At 60.5% G+C, this 24,596-nt stretch carries 20 protein-coding genes and 1 riboswitch; of the genes, 16 read left to right on the top strand and 4 right to left on the bottom strand.

The features are described 5' to 3' along the window. Position 1: 1 nt before the first annotated feature. Positions 2-520, top strand: coding sequence for an SRPBCC family protein (locus tag DLM86_RS26995; RefSeq protein WP_110843170.1), 519 nt, complete (start codon positions 2-4; stop codon positions 518-520). Positions 521-589: 69 nt separating this feature from the next. Here DLM86_RS26995 and DLM86_RS27000 read toward each other — a convergent pair whose 3' ends face one another. Next, positions 590-3,244: an RCC1 domain-containing protein gene (locus tag DLM86_RS27000; RefSeq protein ID WP_110843171.1), complete on the bottom strand. Its 2,655-nt coding sequence runs from the start codon at positions 3,242-3,244 to the stop codon at positions 590-592. Positions 3,245-3,435: 191 nt separating this feature from the next. Here DLM86_RS27000 and DLM86_RS27005 point away from each other — a divergent pair, with 191 nt between their 5' ends. Continuing rightward, positions 3,436-4,122 (top strand): helix-turn-helix domain-containing protein, encoded by a 687-nt coding sequence (locus DLM86_RS27005; protein ID WP_110843172.1) that lies wholly within the window; start codon positions 3,436-3,438, stop codon positions 4,120-4,122. A 62-nt stretch (positions 4,123-4,184) separates the two neighbouring features. Here the strand turns inward: DLM86_RS27005 and DLM86_RS27010 are convergent, their stop codons facing one another. The 3 genes from DLM86_RS27010 to DLM86_RS27020 form a co-directional block, all read right to left on the bottom strand. Beyond that, positions 4,185-4,652, bottom strand: a complete 468-nt coding sequence (locus tag DLM86_RS27010; RefSeq protein WP_110843173.1) for a hypothetical protein — start codon at positions 4,650-4,652, stop codon at positions 4,185-4,187. Between the two features lie 312 nt (positions 4,653-4,964). Continuing rightward, positions 4,965-5,792, bottom strand: a complete 828-nt coding sequence (locus tag DLM86_RS27015) for a cobalamin-binding protein (protein ID WP_110843174.1) — start codon at positions 5,790-5,792, stop codon at positions 4,965-4,967. A gap of 43 nt (positions 5,793-5,835) precedes the next feature. Next, entirely contained in the window at positions 5,836-6,828 is a 993-nt protein-coding gene (locus DLM86_RS27020; protein WP_110843175.1) for an ABC transporter substrate-binding protein, read from the bottom strand. Between the two features lie 290 nt (positions 6,829-7,118). Further along, a riboswitch (cobalamin riboswitch) is annotated at positions 7,119-7,361 on the bottom strand. A 272-nt stretch (positions 7,362-7,633) separates the two neighbouring features. Here DLM86_RS27020 and DLM86_RS27025 point away from each other — a divergent pair. The 14 genes from DLM86_RS27025 to DLM86_RS27090 all read left to right on the top strand — a co-directional run bounded on the left by DLM86_RS27025 (position 7,634) and on the right by DLM86_RS27090 (position 24,382). Beyond that, positions 7,634-8,308 carry a hypothetical protein gene (locus tag DLM86_RS27025; protein WP_110843176.1) on the top strand — a complete coding sequence of 225 codons (675 nt, stop codon included), beginning with the start codon at positions 7,634-7,636 and terminating at the stop codon, positions 8,306-8,308. An 11-nt stretch (positions 8,309-8,319) separates the two neighbouring features. Continuing rightward, positions 8,320-9,303 carry a Gfo/Idh/MocA family protein gene (locus tag DLM86_RS27030; RefSeq protein WP_110843177.1) on the top strand — a complete coding sequence of 328 codons (984 nt, stop codon included), beginning with the start codon at positions 8,320-8,322 and terminating at the stop codon, positions 9,301-9,303. A gap of 274 nt (positions 9,304-9,577) precedes the next feature. Further along, positions 9,578-10,198, top strand: coding sequence for a nitroreductase family protein (locus DLM86_RS27035; protein ID WP_110843178.1), 621 nt, complete (start codon positions 9,578-9,580; stop codon positions 10,196-10,198). Between the two features lie 108 nt (positions 10,199-10,306). After that, on the top strand, positions 10,307-11,227 hold the full coding sequence (gene coaA, locus DLM86_RS27040; protein WP_110843179.1) for a type I pantothenate kinase: 921 nt from the start codon (positions 10,307-10,309) through the stop codon (positions 11,225-11,227). A gap of 429 nt (positions 11,228-11,656) precedes the next feature. Further along, complete coding sequence (gene mle / locus DLM86_RS27045) at positions 11,657-12,508, top strand: alpha/beta fold macrolide esterase (protein WP_110843180.1); 852 nt, start codon at positions 11,657-11,659, stop codon at positions 12,506-12,508. 400 nt (positions 12,509-12,908) lie between these two features. Continuing rightward, the gene (locus tag DLM86_RS27050; protein WP_110843181.1) at positions 12,909-13,511 is read left to right on the top strand and encodes an AAA family ATPase; all 603 of its coding nucleotides are present in this window, start codon (positions 12,909-12,911) and stop codon (positions 13,509-13,511) included. A 620-nt stretch (positions 13,512-14,131) separates the two neighbouring features. Further along, positions 14,132-14,731, top strand: a complete 600-nt coding sequence (locus tag DLM86_RS27055; protein WP_110843182.1) for a DUF2087 domain-containing protein — start codon at positions 14,132-14,134, stop codon at positions 14,729-14,731. Positions 14,732-15,022: 291 nt separating this feature from the next. After that, positions 15,023-16,360 carry an ABC transporter substrate-binding protein gene (locus DLM86_RS27060; RefSeq protein ID WP_158289681.1) on the top strand — a complete coding sequence of 446 codons (1,338 nt, stop codon included), beginning with the start codon at positions 15,023-15,025 and terminating at the stop codon, positions 16,358-16,360. Positions 16,361-16,498: 138 nt separating this feature from the next. Next, complete coding sequence (locus tag DLM86_RS27065; RefSeq protein ID WP_110843184.1) at positions 16,499-18,115, top strand: response regulator transcription factor; 1,617 nt, start codon at positions 16,499-16,501, stop codon at positions 18,113-18,115. After that, positions 18,112-19,977, top strand: coding sequence for a cache domain-containing sensor histidine kinase (locus tag DLM86_RS27070; protein ID WP_158289682.1), 1,866 nt, complete (start codon positions 18,112-18,114; stop codon positions 19,975-19,977). The genes DLM86_RS27065 and DLM86_RS27070 overlap by 4 nt, the downstream gene beginning before the upstream one ends. A 104-nt stretch (positions 19,978-20,081) precedes the next feature. Beyond that, entirely contained in the window at positions 20,082-21,452 is a 1,371-nt protein-coding gene (locus DLM86_RS27075; protein ID WP_146250306.1) for an ABC transporter substrate-binding protein, read from the top strand. Positions 21,453-21,550: 98 nt separating this feature from the next. After that, positions 21,551-22,498 carry a carbohydrate ABC transporter permease gene (locus DLM86_RS27080; RefSeq protein WP_110843187.1) on the top strand — a complete coding sequence of 316 codons (948 nt, stop codon included), beginning with the start codon at positions 21,551-21,553 and terminating at the stop codon, positions 22,496-22,498. A 13-nt stretch (positions 22,499-22,511) separates the two neighbouring features. After that, on the top strand, positions 22,512-23,348 hold the full coding sequence (locus DLM86_RS27085; RefSeq protein ID WP_110843188.1) for a carbohydrate ABC transporter permease: 837 nt from the start codon (positions 22,512-22,514) through the stop codon (positions 23,346-23,348). A gap of 41 nt (positions 23,349-23,389) precedes the next feature. After that, positions 23,390-24,382: a Gfo/Idh/MocA family protein gene (locus DLM86_RS27090; protein ID WP_110843189.1), complete on the top strand. Its 993-nt coding sequence runs from the start codon at positions 23,390-23,392 to the stop codon at positions 24,380-24,382. Positions 24,383-24,596: the final 214 nt, after the last annotated feature.

The raw sequence follows: 24,596 nt of genomic DNA on the forward strand, positions 1-24,596 counted from the left end.
AGTGGAGGGAAAAGTAAGCCGAACGGACGAAGGCCATGTCGTACGGTTCGAACGCCGCTTGAATCATCCGGTCGAACACGTCTGGGCGTCTATTACGCGGCCGGACCGGATCGTCGATTGGCTGACGGCCGAAGCCGACATGGAGCTGACGGAGGGCGGCAAGCTCGAGCTGCGGTGGAGCAATGGAGACGTCGTGACGGGTTCGTTCGTCAAAGTCAATCCGCCCGTCGAACTGGAGTACACCTGGAACGAGCCGGCTGCCGGCCGCTCTTCGGTAAGGTGGGAGCTCCAAGAAGACCGCGGCGGCTGCCGCCTCGTGCTCACCCATACGTTCCGCCATTCCGATCCCGGGGAAATCCCGAACTTTCTCGCCGGCTGGCACGTTCACCTGGACGTGCTGGAAGCGGTGCTTCAAGACCGGCGTAGCGACTATCCGTGGGATCGGGTCAAGGAACTCCGGAAGAAATACGCTTCCGGCTTGAACGACGAGCAGGTCTCGAGAAGCGGCTCGGAGGCATGACCGCTAGCATGTGAAAAGGCCGCTTTCGCTTCCGGCTCCGGAAACGAAAGCGGCCTTGCTTTATTTCCGTCACAGCGCGTTCAGCAGCCGCTTGATCGTGATGAAAGCTTGCTGCCGCGTGTAGCGGCCGGCCGGGTCGAACGCGTTATCGCCGATGCTCCCCATCACGGCGGCGCCGTTCGTCTTGTCCTTGACGGACGCAACGAACAAAACCGCCGCCTTCGCCCAAGCCGCTACATCGCCGTCGTCGGCGAACGAAGCCGCCGCGGCGCCCGCTTCGCCGAGGCCGAGCGCCTGCGCCGTTCTCGACAGCATGACCGCCGCTTCCTGGCGCGTGATGTCGCCGTACGGATCGAACAAGCCGCCGTCTTTGCCGCTGACGATGCCGAGAGCGTAAGCGGCCAGCACGTCGCGGTCGTCGGTGTCCCGGAAGGCGGAGCGATCGATCCGTTTTCCCCGCTCGGCCAGCAGTCCGTCGATCGACTTGCCCGTTTTCACACTCAGCAGGCGGACGGCCAGCTCGCTGAAATCGGCGCGGGTGATGGCGTTCGCGTAGCCTATCCGCATGGCGTCCGGTACGAGACCGGCGGCGATCGCCGCATCGACCTCGCCCTTCGCCCAATCGGCCGGCTGATCGAGAGCCGGGTCCGGGCTTTGCCGAACGGCCTCGGCCAAGTTGAAAAACCGGACCGAATAGGTCAAAGAAGCGGGATCTCCGTTCACGTCCAAAATCCCCGTAACCGAAACGGTATATTCGTCGCCATCCTTATAGCTGCCGCCGATTCCGTCGGGCCGGAATACAATCGTGCTGCACAGCTCGTCGCACGGATTGTCGATGACGCCGAACCGGTTCGTCCCCGCATCCCCCGTGCCGGAAGCGCTCATTTCCCAAACCTTTTGATCCGATTTGCGCAGAAGACGTACGGTCGCCTGCGGCAGCGACTTGCGATCGTAAAAGTCCGGACTGAACGAGATCGACCAAGGATCGGAGCCGCCGAAGAAGGAGGTGGGGAAAAATCCTTTGTTCGGCCATGCCACATAGTCGTATTCGACCTCGGGTGCACTCGCGTCGGTTCTCGTAAGCAAGGAGGTGTAGCCGCCCGCATAGCCGAAGCCGATTTTTTGCAATCGGGGCTGAAGCGCCCAACGGCGGTAACCGGCGCCGTCCGACAGCCGGCCCGTCTCCTTGACGTAATTTTCCACGGCCCCCGCGAACGATCGGTGTCCCGAGCCGATCAAGCCGCTAGACGAAAGCTTGTAGCCTTTATCGAAAAACGCGGCGTCCATATCGTCCGGCTTGACCGGCCGGAACGTCATCTTTTTGACGGCCGACATGACGGCCGCTTGGTGCTGCGCCTGCTCGAGCAGCTGGTCGTCCGCCGCGACGCCCTCCGGCATCCCGGCCAAGAAGCGTACAAAGTTCAAGAGGCGAACCCCGTCGGCAATAAATCCTTCCTGCAGCGTGCCGGCGGCGTACGGCGCCTTCGCGCTCGGGAACTCGACGTAGGTGCCGCCGTCATGGGAAGGCTGATACGCCAGCCATTTCCGTACGATCTGTTCCTTGGAACGGCCGAGCGACAACCGGGCCGACGTACTTTCATCGGGGCTTGCCGACGCTTGCCCTTGCGGGAAGAGGATCTGCTCCACGCCGGAATAGTCGCTGCCCCACATCCAGACCGTGCCGTCCGTCTTCAAGACGGCCGAATCGCTCTCTCCCGCCGTAACGGCAGCGCCGTCGGCTATGCCGGCCAGCGCGACCGGAAGCGGCTCGATCGAATTCGTGCCGGGGCCGACGCGGCCGCGTTCGTTGCTGCCCCACGCCCAGACGGTGCCGTCCTTCTTGAGCGCGACCGAATGATCGCCTCCGCCGGAGATCGCGGTGACATCCGACAGGCCGGCTGCAGGAACGGGAGCGGACTTGTTGGCGGTCGTGCCGTCGCCGAGCTGGCCGTAGCGGTTGTTCCCCCACGCCCAGACGGTGCCGTCCTTCTTCAAGGCGAGGGAATGAATCCGGCCTGCGGAAATGTGTACGACATCCGACAGCCCCGACACTTGGACCGGCACGGACGAGCTGGCGTTCGTGCCGTTGCCGAGCTGACCGAACGCGTTGTAGCCCCACGCCCAGACGGTGCCGTCCTTCTTGAGCGCGAGCGAATGAAAGCCTTTGGCAGATACGGCGACGACGTCCCGCAAGCCCTTGACCTGAACGGGCAAGAAGGCGTTCTCGTTCGTCCCGTCGCCGATTTGGCCGTATTTGTTGTAGCCCCAGGCCCAGACGGTCCCGTCCCGCTTTACCGCCACGGTATGATTGCCTCCGGCGGCGATGCCGGCGACATCCGCTAATTGGCGGACTTTGGCGGGTTTTTCCCGGTTTTGCGTCGTGCCGTCGCCGAGCTGGCCGTAGCTGTTCCACCCCCACGCCCAAACCGAGCCGTCGCGCTTCAAGGCGGTCTCGTGCTGGCCGCCCGAGGAAACCGCGGCGATGTCGCTCAAAGGGGCCAGCGATGCGGGGGTCGCCGTGAACTCGCGGCCGTTCATGTCCCAACCCCACTGCCACGCCGTTCCGTCCCGTTGGACCGCCAGCGACGAGCCCGATCCGGCGGATAGCTGCGCGATGCCGGCGTCCTTCGTCTCCGCTTCCGCCTTGGAGACGGACGGAACGACGGGGAGAAGGAGAGTTAGGGCGAGGGCGGCGGCGAGGAGCCGGGCTATGCGTTGCTTCATACGTGTTCGCCTTCTTTCCTGTTACTCCGAATAGGTGATATCTTCGTATCGATTCTAGTTCCCAGGCACGAGGGGGGTCCACGGACTATAAGTCACATCGGAACCGGAATTCGACAATGATATGGAACTTTCGAACTAGAATCGAATATAATAGATATAGACAAGCGATTGACAATGGGAGGCAACCCACCATGGATATTCGTGCCGAATTCGGATTGCGGGTCAAAGAATTGCGCGCCCGGAGCGGGATGTCGCAGGAGATGCTGGCGTACCGCTCCCGGCTGGACCGAACCTACATAAGCGGCGTGGAGCGCGGCGAGCGGAACGTCAGCCTCGTGAATATCGAGAGAATCGCGGCCGCACTGGACGTACCGCTCCAGTACATGTTCTCGAACGAGCGGTTCTCCGCCAACCCGGCGTACCAGCAAAAAGATTTCAAGGTGCCGTTTCTCGAACGGTTTCAATATCGGATGGACGGCGACAGCCGGCTGCTTACGTTTCAAGTGTCGGGATTGCTGACTCCCAAAGACGTCGACTACATGTCTTCGACGCTGCTTGGCATTTGCTCCGCTTTTCGGGAGGGCGAGCTTCGCGTATTCGTCGATCATCGCGATATGAAGGGGGCGGACGGCGAGCCTGTCGTGTACTCGCCGGAGGTGGCCGAGAGGGCGGTCGCGTTCCAGGAAAGGCTGAATATCTACAGCAGCAAGGTCGTCGTCCTGTGCAATTCGGAATTCATGGTCCACCAATTGAACCGGGTGACGACCGAAAGCGGCATTCATTCGATTCATCTGTTCGGACCCGACAAGGAGACGGTCGGCAAGGCGTATCAGCTGCTGGACATCAACGGCAACGATTTGATCCGGAACGCGCCGTAAGGGGACGGCAAGAAGACCGACCCGCTAGGGAACGGTCTCGACGGGGACGATCGTCTCGGCAGTCAACCGATATAGTGCATGTTCGAGATTTGGAACGAAGCGAAGGACGACAACGGCACCATCACGTTTTTCTCGTTGGCCATCTGGCACTGGCCCAGCAGCCCGGCCAGCCGGCCGCTCGTTTGGTCCAAGTAAGCCTTGAAGCGGGTTTTCCATTCGTGGTCCGCTTGAAGCTCCTGTACGCCGAACTGAAGCAGCGGCAAGTATTGGTTATGAATTTCGATCGAAGCGGCCGGGACGGACTCGTAGTAAAAGACCCAGCCCTTTTTGGCGTTCAAGCCGATCGGGTCGGTTACGAAATCGGTCAGATGGACGGTGACCGTATCGGTTTTGAAATCGGCGAAGCCTTTCAGTTTGGCGCAGCCCTTGATGGCAAAGCTGCCGTCGCGCGTTCTCAAGGCGATGTCCATGCCCAAGGTCAAGTCGGAATAGTACCGGTTGAAGTCGTCGAACGTGAATGGGGTGCTCATGGCTTCTACCTCCTGTTAGTCGTCTGTCGGCGAGCTTCGGCTTCGCCGGCAACGGATCGTTTGGAGACCGACCAGCTTGCCTCCGCGTGCAAGACCATTATAGGAAGAGGCTCGATTCGTTTCCACGGACTATAAGTAACATTTTCCGGCAGCGTGTGGAGCGCTCGATGCTCTGCCGACGCCGACGGACCGGTTGGACCAAACCGGCCATGAAAAAGAGGCCAGCCGGAAATTCCGGCTGACCTGATCATACGAGAAGGAGTCCCGGAGCCGGGACTCTATTTATGTTCGGCGTTCCGTTCCTATGCCGCTTTACGGCTCGTATCCGCGAAGCCATCGCTCCGACTCCTTCTCGTCGTACGGCGGGTATACGTCCGGATGGAGCCGGTGGGCCAGCTTTTGCAAGCCGGCGACGAGCAGCGGCGACGGCCGGCAGTACAGCGACTCCTCCATGACGAGCACCCGGCCTTCCGCCACCGCGCGCAGCCGGTCCGCGCCGGGGCGCTTCGCCACCGATTCGGGCTTCACAAGCTGCTCGCGCACGCCTACCCAGGCGAGCAGGACGTAGTCGGGGTCGCGCCGCAGCACGTCGTCCCAGTCCGTCTTCACCTTGGCGTCGGAGACGTCGGCGAAGACGTTCGCGGCGCCGGCCAGCGCGCTGACCTCCGTCAGCCAGTTGGCGCCGCCCGGCGAGAATACCGGCTTCGGCCACCATTCCCAGTACAGCGACGGCTTGTCGCCGCACCGCCGGCTCAGCTCCGCGTACCGCTCCAGCTCGGTCTCCAGCCTTCGCCGGGACGCCCGCGCCGCATCGGGCACGCCGAGGGCGTCGCCGACGACGTCCATATTGTCCGCGATGTCGGCGAAGCTTTTCGGATTCAACGTGACGTGCGGGATGCCGCGCTCGACGAGGCGCTCCACGTTTTTTTCCATGCCCGGTACGGAGAGCGAGGCGAATACGAGATCCGGACGCAGCGCCTCCAGCGCGTCCATGTCGATATTCCGGTCCGACCCCAGCCGGGGGAGAGACGCGACGGACGAAGGCCAATCGGAGTAGGCGTCAGTCCCGACGAGATGCCGGTCCATTCCCATGAAGCCCAACAGCTCGGTATTGCTCGGACAGAGCGAGACGATTCTCATCCGGCAAGCACGCTCCTTTCCGTTTCCGTTGGCGGTACCCGAATTATTTCACCAGCTCGGGATAGATGCCCTTGGCGATGCTGAGCAGTCCTTTCGTAATGCGCGGACCCGGGCGCGACAGCGTGTCCTGATCGACGGCGATGACGCGCTTCTCGCGGATCGCTTCGATTTTGTCCCAGCCGTTGCGCTTCGTGATGATCTGATCGAGCGTCGTGCCCGCTTTGTCCTTGGCGCCGGACGTATAGAAGATGACGTACGGGTTGTCCTGAATAATTTTCTCCTCGTTGATCTTGTTGAAGCCTTTCGTGTCCGAGGCGATGTTGATGCCGCCCGCCAGCGTGATCAGCTCGTCCATGAATTCGCCCTTGCCGACCGTCCAGCCCGGGGAAAATTCGATATACACCTTCTTCTTCTGCTCCGGCTTGAGGCCGGCTACCGCCGTCTTGACCGATTCGATTTCCTTCTTCATGCTGTCGACGAGCGCCTTCGCTTCCTTCTGCTTGTCCGTTATTTGGCCGACGATCAAAATGTTGGCGAGAATGTCGTCCACCGACTTCGGCTCGAATTTATATAGCGGCATATTCAAGCCGCGCAGCTTGGCGAGCGCGTCGTCCTTGATCGAAATGCCGGTAATGACGAGGTCCGGGTTCGCCGCCAGGATCGCTTCCGCGTTCGGAGCGGATACGCCGCCGACCTTCGTCTTCGATTTCGCTTCCTCGGGGTAGTTGTCGAAGTCGGAGACGCCGACGACTTTGTCGCCCAAGCCGAGCGCGAACAGCATTTCCGTCTCCGCCGTGGACGTCGAGACGATGCGCTGCGGCGCTTTCGCGATCGTAATCTCCTGACCGCTGGCGTCCTTCAGCGTCAACGGATATTTCGTCGCGAGCGCGTCGTCCTTCTTGTCCTCGGCTTTGCCGTTCGCCGGAACGGAGCCGTTCGGATTCGCGGAGCCTTGCGTCGCGTCGGGCTTCGAGCCGCAGGCGGCCAGCGTCAGCGCGAGCAGGAGAGTGAGTAGCAGGGATAATGCTTTGTTCATCGTGCATCTTTCCTTTCGGGGTAGGTTGGGAGACCGGAAGCTGTGACAACCGAAAAGACATGCTTTCCTGGCGCAACGAAAAAGCCCCCGTTCCGTCCGGAACAGGGGCAGCGTCAATCAAGGATCGTTTGCGATCGGCACGGCCCCGCCGCATCATGCGCCGCGAAAGGGCAAGGCGGACGCGCGTCTTCCGACGCTTCCGCACTGCTTCCGCGGGCCGACGCCGCGCGGCGCCGTGCCGCGATGGTCGATTCACCCGATTAAGCCGATCCTTTTCCGCGAAGGATTTCGTTGGCTAAGCCGGATAGGCAGGTTTCCTGGCTCTCGGGTGTCGCGAGCTTCCCGCCTTCCCGTTCCGGCGTGCGGAACAGTGGCTTGAGCGAATCTTGCGGACGTCTGCGACGACGGCTGCAAGACCGGTATGGGAAACTCCCCGATTCACAGTGGCGGGACCGCGCCGGATTTGCACCGGCTTCCCTTTTACCCCCGCATTCCTCGTCGGAACGCAGGGCACCTATCGGCATTCATGCAATTGGATAAGTCCAAGCTCGAATCTCTTTGGCGATTATAGCACAAGGTAGAAGTAAAGAGAACTACAACGGGATACAAAAATGGGCTATAATCGGATGCATGATCGATTAACGTCATAAATGAAATGGAAGTCGAAGAGGCCGACCGTAACGGCAACGTGCGAAAGGGTCCAGCTTCGGGATGCCGATCGCCCGCGGGAGAGCGAGGCGCAGGCGCGGAGCGGCGGCAGCAAGAGCACGAACGAGGGTCCGGGCCGTAAAGGAGCTGCAAAATCATGTCCGTGCTGGATAAGCTGGCCGTTTCCCGGGGACTGCGGGACGAGTCGGCGAATGTGGAGCTGGCCGAAAGCCTCGCCCGGTCCCGCGACGCCGAATCGATCGCGGCGATCGTCCGTCATCTGGACGATCCGAACAAAGCGGTCCGCCACGACTGCATCAAAGTGCTGTACGAAATCGGCGCGGCGGCGCCGGAGCTGGTGGCGGACTATGCGGATCGCTTCCTCGCGCTGCTGAAATCCCGCGACAACCGGCTCGTCTGGGGAGCGATGACCGGGCTCGCCGCCGTGGCGGAAGTGCGGGCCGACGAGCTGTACGAACGCGTGGGCGACCTATACGCTGCCGTTCGCGGCGGGTCGGTCATCACCGTGGACAACGGCATTCTCGCGCTGTCGCGCATCGCGGCGGCCAACGAGGAATACGGGCGGGCGATCGAGCCGTTTCTGCTCGAGCATCTGGCGGCATGCCGGGCGAAGGACGTGCCGCCTCATGCGGAGAACATCGCTGCGGCGATCCGGCCGGACCGGCGTGACGCCTTTGCGGATGTGCTGTTGGCGCGGAAGGGCGGGCTGAGCGCGGCCCAGTCGGCCCGGGTGGACAAGCTGCTCAAGCGGCTGGCCGCCGCCGGGACCGGAGGCGGGACGAATACCGAAACCTATCCGAGAGACAAGTAAAGGAGAACGACATGATCCGATTTGGAGTGATCGGCACGAACTGGATTACGGAATCGTTTCTCGAAGCGGCCAAGACGGTGGACGGGTTCGCCCTGACCGCCGTCTATTCGCGCACGGAGGAGCGGGCGCGCGAATTTGCCGCCAAGCACGGCGCCGCGCATGCGTACACGGATATCGAGGCGTTTGCCGGAAGCGGGGAGTTCGACGCGGTATACATGGCCAGCCCGAATTCGTTCCATGCGCGGCAGGCGATCGCCTGCCTGCAACGGGGCAAGCACGTGCTGTGCGAGAAGCCGATCGCCTCGAACGCCCGCGAGCTGCGCGAGATGATCGACGCGGCCCGCGGCAGCGGAGCGGTGCTGATGGAGGCGATGAAGTCGACGCTCATGCCCAATTTTCAAGCGGTGCGCGATCATTTGCACCGGATCGGCCGCGTCCGCCGTTATTTTGCGAGCTACTGCCAATACTCGTCGCGATACGACGCCTACAAGCAGGGCAACGTGCTGAACGCGTTCAATCCCGCGTTTTCCAACGGCGGGCTGATGGATTTGGGCATCTATTGCTTGTATCCGATGGTCGTGCTGTTCGGCAAGCCGGACCGGGTGACGGCGAACGGACTGCTGCTCGAATCGGGCGTGGACGGTCAGGGCAGTCTGCTGCTCGGTTATGCCGGCATGGACGCCGTCGTCCAATATTCGAAAATCGCCAACTCCGGGGTTCCGTCGGAAATTCAGGGGGAGGACGGCCAGATCGTCATTCATAAAATCAACCAGCCGGAAAAAATCGAGCTGCGCCTCCGGGACGGAACGGTCGAGGATTTGACGAGGGGGCAGGCGGGGAACACGATGGTGTACGAGGTGAAGGAGTTCCTCGATCTGATTCATAGAGGGGAAAAGCAGTCCGCCGTCAATTCGCACGAGCACTCGCTCTGGACGTTGGAAACAATGGACGAAGCCCGCCGGCAAATGGGGCTCGTTTACGCGGCGGATCGATGACTCGCCGTTGGGCGGTGAGGGGAAAGCCCGGGGAACGCGCCCGGTTTTCTAATTGTCGGCGGTTCACTTCGTGTTATGGATCGCCAGTGCCCGCCCGCTCAAACACGCTCGGAAAGCAGAGCAAGCCCGGACGACGTCCGGGCTTATTTGCCATTCGCCGGCGGACGGTTTCCCTTCAATCCGGCGAATAGCCGGGCCCGTTTCGGCAGAAGCTTTGAGGGTATGAACTCATTTTGACTGATCACTCATTTCAATCCCAGAGAGGAGCCCGATCATGACAACGGCGGCCGTATTTTCCCCGTTTCTCGAACGACACGCGGTCAAGAAGTACGATCCGAACGCCAAAATGTCCCGCGACGAAATCAAAAAGCTGCTCGAAATCGCGCAACAGGCGCCTTCGGCTTGGAACCTGCAGCCTTGGACGTTTCTCGTCATCGACGAGCCCGAGGCGAAGCAAAAGCTGCTGCCGATCGCGTTCGGCCAACAGCAGGTCGTCGACGCCTCGATGACCGTAGCGGTACTGGGCGATCTGGAGGCGCAGCGCAACGCCGAGTCCGTCTATCAGCCGGCCGTCGCGAGCGGGATGATGACCGCGGAGGTCAAGGACCGGCTGGTCGGTCAAATCGAGTCCGCCTACGCCAACCCGCAAACGGCCCGCGACCAAGCGTTTCTGAACGCTGCGCTTCCCGCCATGCAGCTGATGCTGGCCGCGAAAAGCATGGGCTACGACTCCTGCCCGATGGGCGGCTTCGACGCGACCAAGCTGTCCGAAGCGTTCCGCATCCCCGACCGGTATATCCCGATCATGCTGATCGCGGTCGGCAAAGCGACACACCCGGCTTATCCGAGCACGCGCTTCGAGGTCGACGCCGTGACGAAGTGGAATACGTTCTAGGCCGCGACAAATCGTACCGTTCGTCCACTTTTCCCTTGACGTCCCGTTCTCCCTGATTCATACTGACAGACGTGTCATGTACTTCAAAGAACGGTGGCGAACATCCGAATGAAGCCGCATTCCCTATATATGGAATTTACCCGTGCCGAGTGGGCCGCTTTGCGCGATCATACGCCCCTTCCTTTGTCCAAGGAAGAGTTCGAACGGCTGAAGGGGCTCAACGACCAGATCCCCTTCGAAGAAGCGGAGCAAATTTACCATCCGATTACGCGTCTCATCAACTTGTATGTGGCCGCCTCGCAGCAGCTGTACCGGTCGGCCGCCGATTTTACCGGGAATCACGAGGGGAGAACGCCGTTCGTCATCGGCATCGCCGGCAGCGTGGCCGTCGGCAAAAGCACGGCGGCCCGCCTTCTCCAGCTGCTCTTGTCGCGCTGGACGAACCACCGGAACGTCGATTTGGTGACGACCGACGGCTTCCTGCTTCCGAACCGGGTGCTGCAGGAGCGCGGCCTGATGAAGAGAAAAGGATTTCCCGAGAGCTACGACATCAAGCGGCTGCTTCAATTTTTGAAGGATATCAAGGCCGGCAAGCCCGAGGTCGCGGCGCCGGTCTATTCCCATCTCGTCTACGACGTCATTCCGGATAAGCGGCAAATCGTCCGCAACCCGGATATTTTGATCGTGGAAGGCATCAACGTCCTTCAGGTGAGCAAAGAGGCGCAAGTATTCGTCAGCGATTTTTTCGACTTCTCGATTTACCTCGACGCCGACGTAGCCGATATCGAGCGTTGGTACATCGAGCGGTTCCGCATGCTTCGCGATTCGGCGTTCCGCGACCCGGAGTCGTATTTTCACCGGTATGCGACGCTGTCCGAGGAAGAGTCGGTTTCGACGGCGAAGCAAATATGGGAAGAAATTAATGCCGTTAACTTGCGCGAAAATATTTTGCCGTCCAAAGGGCGCGCCCGTCTGCTGCTTCAAAAAGGCTCGAACCACGAAATCCGCAAAGTGCTGCTGCGGAAATAAACGCGTTTAGCTTGAATAATATTTCCAAGCGGTTGACATGGGAATTTATCCTATGTTAGTGTTGCTTTAACTGATACGAACGGAGGGGTTACGTGTGTTAAACTAATTCTTCGATATTCTTTGCACAATGAAGGAAATAGTGGTTTAAGGCTATTTAGTGTGCATAGTAATCGAAGAATGGTTTACCATCGCGGTAACCCGGTTTAGTTTTTATGCGATTGGGGATAGGGGTAACTCTATTCTTATGTCGCATAGACTGGATTTGAAGAAAATGAAATGAACCCTTTTGTGATTTATCCGGTGACAAGACTACGAGTCTATACGGGTAATCATTTATTGCGTTCATTCTTATTCTCTTTTTCGATTACGGTATGCACAGGCCTATAGCCTGTGTTTTTTATTTTGTACATTTCCATTGGAGGAATCCGCGTGAACGAACGATTAGTAAAAGTAGATGGAATTAACTTATGTACAGACAGTTTTGGAAAATCGGTTAACCCGGCCATTTTGCTGATTATGGGCGCCCAATCCTCAATGATTTGGTGGGAAGAAGAATTTTGCCAGCGTTTAGCGGATGCAGGGCGTTTTGTAATTCGTTATGATAACCGCGATGTTGGACGTTCAACAACTTACGAACCTGGCCAACCGGGTTATTCTTTCGAAGACATGGCAGATGATGCCGTTAGAGTATTGGATGCTTACAAGATCGAGCAGGCGCATATCGTAGGCATGTCCATGGGCGGTATGTTGACTCAAATGATAGCTCTGCGGCATCCGGAGAGAGTTTTAACTATTACCCTCCTATCAACGTCCAATTTTGCTCCGCATCTCCCCCCGATGGAGGAAAGGATTATGGATTTTTTCTCGAATATGGGGATTATAGACTGGACTAACGAACAATCGGTAGCCGAATTTGCTATTGAGAGATCAAGAATCCTAGTGGGTTCAAAGCATCTTTTTGATGCGGAAAAAGTCGGTGTTTTGGCTAAAAAAGAATTTGCCAGAAGTAACAATATGGCCAGCATGACGAACCACGCCTTGCTGACTGGTGGGGAATCCTATCTAGTTAGGACGAGTGAAATAAATGTACCCGCTCTGATTGTACACGGTACTGAAGATCCCATTATCCCTTATGAACATGGAACGAATCTTGCTAACGAGATCCCGGGTGCGGTGTTACTGACATTGGAAGGTACGGGGCATGAACTTCATAATGATGATTGGGATTTAATTATCGATGCTATTTCAAAGCACACTTCAGTACAAAATCAGTTCAGCTAAAGGCAGACGATAGTTCAATCGCTTCGCAGTTCGTATCCACAACAAATCCCATGCGCATGGTGTTCTCAAGGTGAAACAGGAAGCAGGCCGGCAAGTCCTAGCTTATAATTTGCTTAGCTCGGCACAACCTCAAGACCTCGCATGCGTATCTGGCCGACTGATCGCGACTTTTCAGCCGTATGTCGATCTTCTCGGCCGGCGGCGGATACGCTTGGGAGGCACGAGCCGCTACGCTGATGGACCGTTTTCTCGACAGGAGGAAGGTTCGTCGTAAAGGGATGCTCCCGTTGCCGGCGTTTTTTTGCTGGTTGGCGCGGTGCGAGGTATGGTACAATTTGACTCGAATTCGAAGCAGGCTCGACGGTTCGTTGTCGTCCCTGCCGATTGCGAGGCGATACCGATGGCGACGATCCTCTGGATCAACGGCGCGTTCGGGGCGGGCAAAACGCAAACCGCCTACGAGCTGCACCGGCGAATTCCCGAATCGTTCGTGTTCGACCCGGAAAACGCGGGCTATTACATCCGCAAAAACTTGCCCAAGGGCGCGGCCAAGGACGATTTCCAAGATTACGCCATGTGGCGGGAATTTAATTATGCGATGCTAAATCATTTACGCCGTGAATATAACGGCGTCGTGATCGCGCCGATGACCGTCGTCAATCCCCGCTATTTCGAGGAGATCGTGGGACGGCTGCGGGACGACGGCGCGATCGTCCATCATTTCGCGCTGTGCGTCTCGAAGGAAGAGCTGTACCGGCGGCTGCGCGGCAGGGGCGAAAAGGCGGATTCGTGGCCGGTTCGGCAAATCGACCGGTGCGTCGAAGGCTTGGCCGCCGAGGTGTTCAAGCATCATTTGCAGACGGACCATATGCCGATCGAAACCGTCGCCGAGACGATCGCTTCGATGTCGGGCATTACGCTGGTCCCCGACCGGAAAGGGAAGCTGGGCAAAAAGCTGGACCGGCTGAAGACGCAGCTCAAGCATATCCGCTTTTTCGGATGAAAGCGAGAACCGAACCGCCTCGATCCCCGGGGCGGTTTCTTCGTTTCGACGCACCGGAACGTTTCGAGAGGAGAGCGGGGAGGTGCCATGCCCGGAAATCGCCGCAGTGTAGGCGGGATAGTGTACATTTGTACCTTATCCGGCCGGAAGAAGTGGCGATTAGCCGAAATAGCGCACAAATGTACGCTAAGTGCGGCGCCATGCCCGGAAATCGCCGCAGTGTAGGCGGGATAGTGTACATTTGTACCTTATCCGGCCGGAAGAAGTGGCGATTAGCCGAAATAGCGTACAAATGTACGCTAAGTGCGGCGCCATGCCCGGAAATCGCCGCGGTGGGGGCAGGATAGTGTACATTTGTACCTTATTTGGCCGGAAAAAGTGGCGATTAGCCGAAATAGCGTACAAATGTACGCTAAGTGCGGCGCCATGCCCGGAAATCGCCGCGGTGGGGGCAGGATAGTGTCCATTTGTACCTTATTTGGCCGGTGGTGCGGTTCGGCTTCGTGACGACCGCGCACGCCCAAGCGGCTTGACATGAGCCTATAATTAGAATAACATCTAATTAGACAAATGACAAATTTCATTTCCGCTCCCCATTTTGACGAATCGAGGCGATCAAGATGCAATTGGACAAAATCGTCCGCTACCACAAGGCGCTCGCCGATCCGACCCGCGTCCGCATGCTTATCTTGCTCGCCGACGGCGAGCGGAACGGGCTGGAGCTGGCCGAGAAGCTCGGCATTTCGGCCGCGACGGTGACGCATCACGCAGCGAAGCTGCGCGAGGCGAGCTTGATTCACGAGCGGCGCGACAAGAACACGATTTACTTTTCGCTCGACCGGTACTTCATTCGCGCTCATGCGACAGCGGTCGTCGATTTGATCGAGAAGCGAGACGGAGAGGAGGAACTGTCGATGGACGACAAGAACGAGCGGCTGAAGCAGTCCGTGCTGAAAAACTTTTTCGCGGCCGACGGCAGGCTGAAGCATATTCCCGCGCAGCTGAAGAAGAAGCTGATCGTGATGGAGCATCTGGCTTCCGGCTTCGAGCCGGGACGCAAGTACGCGGAGAAGGAGATCAATGAGAGCATCAAGCGGGTGCACGACGATTACGCGACGATTCGCCGGGAATTCATCATGCATCAGTACATGTACCGGGACAACGAAGTGTACGAGCTGAACCCGCGCCGCATGTGGACGAAGTGGGAGACGTTGTCTTGACGCATCGAAAGCGAATCGGCACGAACGGGCCGGGGGCGATGCCGTCCCCGTAACCGCGGTTCGGATCCGCGGAGCTTGCAACATTTTCCGAAACCGTTATGCTAACCTTATACGGAAACAAGCCACGGCTGCCCCTCTTCTAAAGATGATCGGTTCACCTTTAGCGGGATCTACCGTGGCTTTTTCCGTTCAATCTTCCAGGAAACGCGAGGTGGACGGGTGAGGAGTAACGGTAGTGGAGTAGCAAGAGCGCGGCGCCGGCCGCTCGCCGCGTTCGCGGCGGCGGCATCCTTGCTGGCCGTAGTCGTATTGGCGGGCTGCGGCGGCGCGGATCGGGAGACGGCGTGGCCGTACGGCGGCGGACGGGACCCGGGGGCGGGGAACGGACAGGCGGTGCCGAACAAGGCGAAGCGCGTCTCGATCGATTTCTGGTATACCTGGTCGGGCGACTTTCGCAACGAATTCCAGAAGACGGTCGTCGACGCGTTCGTCCGGGATCATCCGGAGCTCGAGGTGAACATGACGTTCCTCGAAGGGACGGGCAGCACGCAATATTCGGACAAAATATTGACGTCGATCGCGGGCGGCGAGCCGCCGGACGTCCTGCTGTTCGACCGGTTTCTGATCCAATCGTGGGCGTCGAAAGGGCTGCTGGAGGATTTGACCCCTTACCTGACGGAGGACAACGTGTCGCCGGCCGATTACGATCCGCGGATTTGGGCGGAGACGGTGTACGAGGGCCGCGTCTACGGGCTTCCTTGGGTGATCGACGGGAGGGCGATGTACTACAACAAGACGATGATGGCCAAAGCCGGGCTCGACCCGAATCGCCCGCCCCGCACGATCGACGAGCTGGACCGGATGGCGGAGCGGATGTTCGCCGCCGACGCCGAGGGGCGCTATACGCAAGTCGGCTTCATTCCGTGGATGGGACAAGGCTTTTTGTATACGCAGGCGTGGAACTGGGGAGGCCGATGGGAGGACGCCGAAGGGCGCTTGACGCCGGACGACCCGCGCAACGCGCTGGCGCTCGAATGGATGGCCGGATACGCGAACAAGTACGACATCGCCCGGCTGCAGCAATTTTACGACAAACGGTCGTCGTACGGCATCAATCCGTTCGTGGGCGGCAACGTCGCCTTTTCGTTCGACGGGAATTGGGTGCTGAACGACTTGCGCAAGTACGAGCCGGGCTTCGACTGGGGCGTGGCCCCGATGCCGTCGGCGGGCGAGGCGGAGCAAACGACGTGGGTCGGCGGCTGGTCGCTCGTCGTACCCAAGGGCGCGAAGCATGTCCGGGAGGCGTGGGAGTTCATCCGATTCGCCGCCGGGCGGGAGGGGGCGCTGCTCTGGTCGAAGCGGCCGAACGCCGGCTCCGACATGACGGCGCTGCCCGCGGTGAACGAGGAGCTGAAGCTGCGTGACGATCCGCATCTTCGCGTCTTCCTGGACATGCTCCCCCAGGCGAAGGTGAGGCCGGTAACCCCGCTCGGCTCGCTGCTGTGGAACGAGGCGATGCGCGTTCAGGAGCTCGCCGTCAACGGCAGGGGCAATCCGCGCCAGCTGCTCGCGGACGTCAAGAAGCAGCTGGAGGAACAGTCCGCCAAGCTCGGATTGACCCAAAAATAAGACACAAAATCAAAAAGTGACCCGCTAGGCGGACGAACGCCGATCCCTTATAATGGAAAACCACAAACCGGCCTAAACGGGAAAGCGCTTACGTATGAAGCAAAACCGAATCGAGCGACAGAACGGGAGGCGACAACCATGTACTCATTGCTTATCGTGGACGACGAGAAATGGGTCCGGCAAGGGCTGCGGACGACCGTCGATTGGGCGTCGGAAGGCATCGAGGTGATCGGAGAGGCGGCGGACGGCGCCCAGGCGCTCGAGCTGATGCGGGAGCGGACGCCGGACATCGTGCTGACCGACGTCAAGATGCCGGAGCTGGACGGTCTGGCGCTGATGGAGGAAATCCGCTCGAGAGGGTGGGCGTGCCAGGTGGTCGTGATCAGCGGGTACGACGATTTTCATTTCGCCCGGCAGGCGATCAAGTGCGGAGCGGTCGACTACATTTTGAAGCCGATTCAGGAAACGAATCTGGTGGACGTCATCCGAAGATGCGCCGACCGGCTCGACACGCGGAGCCGGCAGATGAGCCAGATGAGCAGCTTGCACCTCAGTCTCCGGGAAAGCGTGCCGCTCGCCAAGCAGCGCCATCTCGAGATGCTGCTGACCGGGGAACGGACGTACGGCGCCTCTCTGCTGGCGGAAAAGTGGCAGGCGCTGCGCATCCCGCTCACCCCCGAGCGCATACGCGTCGTCGCGGCGTGGGTGCACGACTGGGGCGAGAAGGGGAGGACGGACGAGGACAAGCGGGCGATCGCGTACGCGCTCGGCAATATGGCCGAGGAGATCGCCTCCCGGACGGGAAGCGCCGTAGCCTGTCCCGTCCGCGGCCGCGAGGCGCAGCTGGCCGTGCTGTACTCCGGCCGGCACGGGAGCGGGGCGAAGGCGCCGTTCGCCGAGCTGATCGATTTCGCGGCGCGTTATTTGGGCGTCGGCGTGACGCTCGGCGTCAGCGGGGAGCGGGACGCCGTCTCGCTGCCCGCCTCGTTCGAGGAAGCGGTCGAGGCGTCGCTGACCGCCTTTTACGAAGGGTTCGGCGCCGTATACGAATGCCGCGCGTCCGTTGCCCCCGAGCCGTCGCCGGCATCGCTGCCGGCCGAACCCGGCGGCTCCTGGTTCAACCGGGTGCTGCACGCGATGAAGCTGGGCGACGAGCCGGCGATCCGCGCCTGCATCGAGGAATGGCTCGATCCGCTCCGCGACCGGAAGCCGGATACGCCGCCCCACGTCATGTACCGGACCGTCTCCCGCACGCTGGAGAGCCTGGCGGCGCACTGGGGGCAGCATACGAACCTCGACGAAAAGGCGGATCGGCCCGAGGACGAGTCGCCGCCGGTCCGGATGCCCGTCTGCACGATTGAAGAGCTGCGCGGCCGGCTGCCGGAGCTGCTGCTCCGCTGCGCCCGCGAGGCCGGGCCGGGCGGCGGCCGCAGCCGCATCGTCCAGCTGGCGCTCGCCTACATTCACCAGCATTACGCGGAGCCGCTGTCCATGAACGACGTCGCGGAGGCTCATCACGTCAACGCGTCTTATTTCAGCAGCCTGTTCCACGAGGAGGTCGGCGAAACGTTCAGCAAATACGTGATGCGGCTGCGGATGGAGAAGGCGAAGCGGTTTTTGAAGGAGTCGACGATGAAGGTGTACGAGGTGGCGTACAAGGTCGGCTACAACGATTACCGGCATTTCGCCAAAACGTTCAAGGACGCGGTGGGCGTGACGCCCGCGCAGTTCCGCGAATGGGGCTCCGCCACTTGACGACGGGAATGTTCGGGAAACGGTCGCGCTATCGCCTCTGGTCGTTCGGATACAAAATGTTCGTCTTGTATGTCGTCAGCATGACGGTTTCCGTCTCGCTGATCGGCTATTTCTCGTACCGGAAGTCGACCGAGATCATCGAGATGAAGGTCGGTCAAATCGCGCTGGAGACGATCCAGCAGGCCGACAAGCGGATCGATTCGATATTGGCCGAATACCAAAACCGGTCGCAGCTTTTGCTCGGCTACAAGCCTTTGCACAAGGGCATCATGGACGCGTTCAAGGACAACTACGACCGGATTCAGACGAACGCCGACATCGACAACTTCATCTCGACGACGATCAACGCCGAGAACGACATCGCCCGCCTGTACGTGTTCGGCGAGAAGGCGAACTCGTACCGGTACGCGGAATCGGAGAACAGCGCGTTCGCCGTCTGGCCCGCCGTCGGACCGGAAATCGCCGGCCAGGACTGGTACCGGGACATCGCCGCGGCGGGCGGCCGGGTCGTCTGGCTCGGTATTCGGCCGTCGGTGCTGCACGGCAACGCCTTGAGCTCCATCGCGGAGCCGGCCGGGGAGAAGCGGGAGCGCAGCCGTCCGGAGGCGTCTCCCGTCTTCGCGTTCGGAAGGGCGATCAAGGACGTGTACGGCACGAACGAGACGATCGGCGTCGCCCTGTTCGAGATGAAGCCCGATCGGATCCGCGACATTCTCGGCCAGGTCGACTTCCATTCGTCCGGCGTCACGTTCATGGTCGACGGAGCCGGTCGTATCGTCGGCACGCCGGACGACGACCGGCTGGCGGGGATCGGGACGTTCGAGCTGAGCTTGCCCGCCGCCTCCCCGGGCGGCATGATGCGGACGAGCTACAAGGGGCACGACACGGTGCTCGTCCACGATCCGATGTACATCGAAGGCTGGAAGCTCGTCGGGATGGCGCCGGCCGATCATTTCATCCGCGATTCGCTGGAAATTCGCGGATTTACCGTCGTGCTGGCCGCAAGCCTCGTATTCGTGGCGGTCGCTCTGGCGCTCGTCGCCTCGAGCCGGATGAGCAAGCCGGTCCGCCGCTTGATGCAGGCGATGAAGAGGGCGCGCGAGGGCGACTTTCAAGTGCAGATCGGCGAGAGGCGGCGCGACGAATTCGGCGTCCTGTACGACAGCTTCAACCTGATGGTGTCGCGCATCAAAAGCTTGATCGACGAGCTGTACATCCAGCGGCTGCTGCAAACCGAGCTGCAGCTGAAAATGATGGCCTCGCAAATCAACGCGCATTTTTTGTACAACACGCTCGATTCGATTCATTGGATATCGCGCATTTACAAGGTGGACGAAATCAGCACGATGATATTCGGCCTCTCCAACTACTTGCGCATCAGCTTGAGCGAGGGGAAGCCGGAGGTGACCGTGCGGGAAGCGGTGCAGCTGATCGACAGCTACTTGTCCATCCAGCAGGTCCGGTACCAGGACCGGTTCACGGTCCGGATGTCCGTCGACGAGACGCTGTCTGACTATTCGGTGCTCAAAAACATTTTCCAGCCGATCGTCGAAAACGCGATTTACCACGGTCTCGAAACGAAAAAAGGAAAGGGCGAGCTCGCGATCCGCTGGATGAGGGAGGACGACCGGCTCGTGTACGAGGTGGCCGACAACGGCGTCGGCATCGAGCCCGCCAAGCTCGCGGAAATCCGCGAGTCGCTCGGCAGCCCGGAGCTGATCGGCGGCGACGAGGGCTGCTTCGCGCTGAAAAATATTCACTCCCAGCTGAAGCTCGCTTACGGCGAAGGGCACGGCCCACATATCGAGAGCGAGCGCGGGACGGGCACGGTCGTCCGGTTGACCGTACCGCTGCGAAAGTGACAAAAATAGCACACAATATCCAAATTCCGGAACGTACCGTCCTTGACATGGAAGCGGATACAATGGGGGTGTCGATCCAAATCCATGTCAAGGGAGGAACGGAGATGAACGAAGAGCGCGGCGCAAAGCGGCGAATCGGCCCCCGGTGGCTCGTCCCGGCCGTCGCGGCGGCGGTATTGCTGTCGACGGTGATGGCCGGGTGCAGCAAGGGGAGCGAGACGACGGCGGGTACGAAGGAAGGGGGGAACAGCGGCGAAGGAAGCGGGAGCCCGGTGACGATCGACTTTTGGTTCCCGTGGGGCGGGGACTACCAGAAAGATTTCAAGGCGAACGTCGTGGACCCGTTCGAGAAGAAGTATCCGAACATCAAGGTGAAAATGACGTTCGTCGAGACGACCGGCAGCACGCAGGCGTCCGACAAGCTGCTGACCGCCATCGCGGGCGGCAATCCGCCGGATGCGGCGCTGTTCGACCGGTTCTTGATCGGCCAATGGGCGGCGAAAGGCTCGCTCGAGGACTTGACCCCGTTCGTCAAAGCCGACGGCATCCAAGAGAGCGACTATTACCCCGGTCTCTGGGCGGAAGCCGTCTATAAGGGCAAAGTGTACTGTCTGCCTTGGGGGACGGACAACCGGGCGATGTATTACAACAAGACGCTGATGAAGGAGGCGGGTCTCGACCCGAACGCTCCGCCGAAGACGATCGAGGAGCTGGACGCGGCGGCCGCCAAAATATTCAAGAAAGGCGGCAATGGCAAATACGAGACGATCGGCCTCATCCCGTGGATGAACCAGGGCTATCTGTATACGCACGCGTGGAACTTCGGCGGGAAGTGGGAAGCGAACGGGCAGCTGACGCCGAACGATCCGCAAAACGTCAAGGCGCTCGAATGGATGGCCGGCTACGCGAAGAAGTACGACATCGCCAACCTGCAAAGCTTCTCCGACTCGATGGGGCAAACCGGCATGAACCCGTTCTGGACCGGGAAGGTCGGCTTCGTGTTCGACGGCAACTGGATTCTGAACGACTTGGCGAAATACAAGCTGAACTTCGAATGGGGCGTCGCCCCGATGCCTTCCGCGGCGGGGCAGCCGCAGGTGACGTGGGCGGGCGGATGGTCGTACGTCATTCCGAAAGGGGCCAAGCACGTCAAGGAAGCGTGGGAGTTCGTCAAATTCGTCGCGCATAAGGAAGGGACGCTGCTGTGGGCGAAGCGGACGAACGCCGGCAACGACATTACGGCGATGCCGGCCGTCAACGAGGAGCTGAAGCTGGCCGAGAAGCCGGCGCTGAAAGTGTTCCTCGACCTGATGCCGAAGGCGTATACGCGGCCGGTGACGCCGGTGGGCGGCTACATGTGGAACGAGGCGATCCGGGTGCAGGATTTGGCCATCAACGGCAAGGGCGAGCCGAAGGCGCTGCTCGACGAGGTGAAGAAAAACGTGGATGCGGAGCTAGCCAAGTCGCAGCCTTGATCCGAAGCCGCGGCCAAGGAGCGGGAGACGGAGCGGCGGAAGCTCCGCCCCCTCCGGGTCCGGGGCGCAACCATCATTAGCAGAACGGAGGGAGACGATTGGCCGAACCGCGTACCGCGTCCGTCCCGGCTTATGCCGATTCGCGGACGTCGCGAAAGACGAAATTCGAGAAAAAACTGCGGCTGTTCGGCGTCCTGTTCGCCCTGCCGTGGATCGCCGGCCTGCTGCTGTTCCATCTGTACCCGCTGGCCGCTTCGCTGTACTACAGCTTTACGAGCTACAGCATTTTGGAGCCCGGTCAATGGGTCGGCTTGGACAATTACCGGGAGCTGCTGCATGACGGCACGTTTCGCACGAGCATCTACAATACGCTGTATTACACGTTTCTGTTCGTCCCCTTGAGCATCGTCTTCGGCGTGGCGATCGCCCTGGTGCTGAATATGAAAATCCGCGGCCAAGGGGTGTACCGGACGCTGTTCTTCATCCCGAGCCTCGTGCCGCCGGTGGCGACGACGATCATATGGCTGTGGCTGCTCAACCCGCAGTTCGGGCTCGTCAACTATTGGCTGGAGCAGATCGGCATTCCGGGCCCGCCTTGGCTCGGGAGCGAGCATTGGTCCAAGCCGTCGCTCATCCTGATGAGCCTGTGGGGGATCGGACAGGCGATCGTCATTTATTTGGCCGGGCTGCAGGACGTTCCGCAGGACTATTACGACGCCGCGGAGGTGGACGGAGCCGGCACGCTGCTGCGCTTTCGCCATATTACGCTGCCGCTGATCACGCCGGTCATCTTCTTCAACCTGATCATGGGAATGATCGGGGCGCTGCAAAATTTCGCTTTGCCTTATACGCTCACGAACGGCAAAGGGACGCCGGCCAACTCGATGATGTTCATGGTCATGTACTTGTATACGAACGGCTTCGGCTACTTGAAAATGGGCTACGCCTCGGCGATGGCCTGGGTGCTGTTCCTGATCGTCATTACGCTGACCGCCGTCCTGTTCGCGACGCAGCGGCGATGGGTGTTTTACCAAGGCAAAGAGTGAAGGAGGCTGCGGCATGAACACGTGGAGCGGCGGACGCATGGTCCGTTCCGTACTGGCGCATACGTTTTTGATCGGGATGGGGGCGTTTTTCCTGTCGCCGTTTCTATGGATGGTGTCCACTTCGCTCAAGTCGGACGCCGAGCTGTTCCTGTGGCCGCCGAGATGGATTCCGTCGGTGCTGGAATGGCGCAACTATCCGGACGCGATCGACTATATTCCGTTTTTCACGTACCTGGGCAATTCGGTTCTGATCGCGGTATTGGCGACGGCGGGCGTGCTCGTCTCGTGCCCGCTCGTCGGCTACAGCCTCGCGCGCATTCCGTGGAGAGGCTCGAAGGCGCTGTTCGCGGCGACGCTGGCGGTCATGATGATTCCGGGACAGGTGACGATGATCCCGATCTTCATTACGTTCAAGCATCTCGGCTGGGTGAATACGAACATTCCGCTGTGGCTGCCGGCGTTTTTCGGCGCCCCGTTTTATATCTTTTTGCTGAAGCAGTTTTTCATGGGTTTGCCTAAGGAGCTGGAGGACGCGGCCCGGATCGACGGAGCGTCGGAATTCCGCATCTATGCGCAGATCATGCTGCCGCTGTGCCGGCCCGCCCTGCTCTCGGTGGCGCTGTTCCAATTCCTCGGCAGCTGGACGGATTACCAGGGGCCGCTCATCTACTTGGCCGAGGAGTCGCAATATACGATGATGGTCGGCGTAGCGGCGTTCCGCTCGCAGCACGGCGCGGAGTGGCAGATGATGATGGCGACGCTCGTCATGATTACGCTTCCGGTCATCCTGCTTTATTTTTTGGTGCAGAAGGCGTTTATTCGAGGCATAACGTTCTCCGGTATCAAGTAAGGTGGGAGTAGGACGATAGTCGAGAGGGAGGCGTCGGGCGAATGGGGAAACTGCGCTTCGGCATGATCGGTACGGGCAACATATCGCAATGGCACGGCAGGCAGCTTCTGGAGCTGGACGGCGAGGTCGAGCTGGCGGCGCTGGCCGATCCGGACGAGGGCGGACGGGAACGGTTTATCGGCAAATTCAGCCTGGGCGGCATCACGGCGTACGACGATTACCGCGACATGCTGGAAGCGGAAGAGCTGGACGCGGTCGTCATCTGCTCGCCGCATACGCTCCATTACCGGCAGGCGTCGGATGCGATGAAGGCGGGCTGTCACGTGCTCGTGGAGAAGCCGATGACGTGCTCGTCGCGGGAAGCCGAGGCGCTTCTCGACGTCGCCCGGGAGACGGGCAAGCTGCTGCAGGTGTCGTACCAGCGGCATTTCCAGCCGTCGTTCCGGTATATCCGCGACGCGATCCGGGACGGCCTCATCGGCCGGCTGACGTCGGTCACCGCCTCGCTGTACCAGGATTGGAGGCAGCTGACGGTGGGGACGTGGAGAGTCGACCCGCGGCTGTCCGGGGGCGGCATGCTGATGGATTCCGGCAGCCATATCGCCGACGTCCTGCTCTGGACGACCGGGCTGACGCCCGCGGAGGTAAAACCCGTCATGCACCGCCAAGGCTCGCCGGTCGAGATCGACTCGTTCACGGCGATCCGGTTCGAGGAAGGGCCGGTCGCCGGTCTGAACATCGTCGGCCATGCGCCGTGCTGGCACGAGACGTACGTGTTTTGCGGGGAGGAGGGAGGCCTGTTCTACGACAACGGGCGGATAACGGTCCGGAAGCCGGGGGAGGACCCGTTCGTCCCCGAGCTGCCCGAAGCGACGACGAATCAGGCTAAAAGCTTCGTCGACGCCATCCGGGGGCGGCAGGACGTGGCCGTGCCCGGCGAATTCGCGCTCCGGGTCGTCCGGCTGACCGAGATGATCTACGAGGCGGCGGGCTGCGAGCCGCTGCGGGAGGCGGAAGGGGAGCGAGCGGAGTAGCCGGCGGGGAGCGGGTGCTTGCCGCCTAACAATCACGAACCGTCCGATCCATGTCGGGCGGTTCGCTGCATCAGGGGGGGCCGGATGGCGGAAGGCTTCACACGAATCGCCCTGAAATCCCGATAGGGTGCTGTAGGCTCAATGCCCGCAGCACCCTATCTTTGTTTGTCGGATTTTTGCCGTTCCGCGATCATGCGCGGAGCCGTAAGGCCCG

The sequence above is a fragment of the Paenibacillus flagellatus genome, from assembly GCF_003217775.1.
Classification (GTDB): Bacteria; Bacillota; Bacilli; order Paenibacillales; family NBRC-103111; genus Paenibacillus_AB; species Paenibacillus_AB flagellatus.

Bases quoted from the DNA above. Each gene is read 5' to 3' on its own strand.
- DLM86_RS27000 (WP_110843171.1), bottom strand. From the start codon at position 3,244: ATGAAGCAACGCATAGCCCGGCTCCTCGCCGCCGCCCTCGCCCTAACT.
- DLM86_RS27005 (WP_110843172.1), top strand. From the start codon at position 3,436: ATGGATATTCGTGCCGAATTCGGATTGCGGGTCAAAGAATTGCGCGCC.
- DLM86_RS27010 (WP_110843173.1), bottom strand. From the start codon at position 4,652: ATGAGCACCCCATTCACGTTCGACGACTTCAACCGGTACTATTCCGAC.
- DLM86_RS27015 (WP_110843174.1), bottom strand. From the start codon at position 5,792: ATGAGAATCGTCTCGCTCTGTCCGAGCAATACCGAGCTGTTGGGCTTC.
- DLM86_RS27020 (WP_110843175.1), bottom strand. From the start codon at position 6,828: ATGAACAAAGCATTATCCCTGCTACTCACTCTCCTGCTCGCGCTGACG.
- DLM86_RS27025 (WP_110843176.1), top strand. From the start codon at position 7,634: ATGTCCGTGCTGGATAAGCTGGCCGTTTCCCGGGGACTGCGGGACGAG.
- DLM86_RS27030 (WP_110843177.1), top strand. From the start codon at position 8,320: ATGATCCGATTTGGAGTGATCGGCACGAACTGGATTACGGAATCGTTT.
- DLM86_RS27035 (WP_110843178.1), top strand. From the start codon at position 9,578: ATGACAACGGCGGCCGTATTTTCCCCGTTTCTCGAACGACACGCGGTC.
- coaA (WP_110843179.1), top strand. From the start codon at position 10,307: ATGAAGCCGCATTCCCTATATATGGAATTTACCCGTGCCGAGTGGGCC.
- DLM86_RS27050 (WP_110843181.1), top strand. From the start codon at position 12,909: ATGGCGACGATCCTCTGGATCAACGGCGCGTTCGGGGCGGGCAAAACG.
- DLM86_RS27055 (WP_110843182.1), top strand. From the start codon at position 14,132: ATGCAATTGGACAAAATCGTCCGCTACCACAAGGCGCTCGCCGATCCG.
- DLM86_RS27065 (WP_110843184.1), top strand. From the start codon at position 16,499: ATGTACTCATTGCTTATCGTGGACGACGAGAAATGGGTCCGGCAAGGG.
- DLM86_RS27075 (WP_146250306.1), top strand. From the start codon at position 20,082: ATGAACGAAGAGCGCGGCGCAAAGCGGCGAATCGGCCCCCGGTGGCTC.
- DLM86_RS27085 (WP_110843188.1), top strand. From the start codon at position 22,512: ATGAACACGTGGAGCGGCGGACGCATGGTCCGTTCCGTACTGGCGCAT.
- DLM86_RS27090 (WP_110843189.1), top strand. From the start codon at position 23,390: ATGGGGAAACTGCGCTTCGGCATGATCGGTACGGGCAACATATCGCAA.